We start from the raw sequence: 423 nt of genomic DNA, 5'->3' as shown, positions 1-423 counted from the left end.
CTTTTTTGCCGTATATGTTATTAGCCACCATGCGGCCCTGTCGGTTTGCCGGCCAGGCAAGCGGAATCATTGTCGGCCGTTGGTGAATATAATCGGTGACTTCGATCGCATCGCCAATCGCATAAATGGAAGGGTCGGATGTTTGCAGACATTCGTTTACTCCAATGCCGCCACGCTCTCCCAGCGCAAGCCCTGCCTCTTTTGCAAGCGTGCTTTCCGGCTTGACACCGATGGACAGAACGATCATGTCCGTCTCGATTTCCCGGCCGCTCGCAAGCATGATTTTTTTGCCGTGATTCGTAAACGAATGAACCCCGTCACCCAACAGCAGCTGTACGCCTTGATCCTGCAGATGGCGGTGCAAAATAGAAGCCATTTCATAGTCGAGCGGAGCCATCACTTGGTTCGCCATCTCAATCAGCG

1 protein-coding gene is annotated in these 423 nt (G+C 53.0%); it reads right to left on the bottom strand.

Annotated features, from left to right (window positions below; translation table 11 throughout):
* Positions 1 to 423, bottom strand: a 423-nt coding sequence (locus tag LKX83_RS31905; RefSeq protein ID WP_227887282.1) for an NAD(P)/FAD-dependent oxidoreductase, incomplete at both ends; no start/stop codon positions are given.

Source organism: Cohnella baijiui (assembly GCF_020731285.1).
GTDB lineage: Bacteria > Bacillota > Bacilli > Paenibacillales > Paenibacillaceae > Cohnella.
The sequence above is the reverse complement of the archived record's forward strand: the minus strand, read 5'-3'. Positions and strand labels throughout refer to the sequence as shown.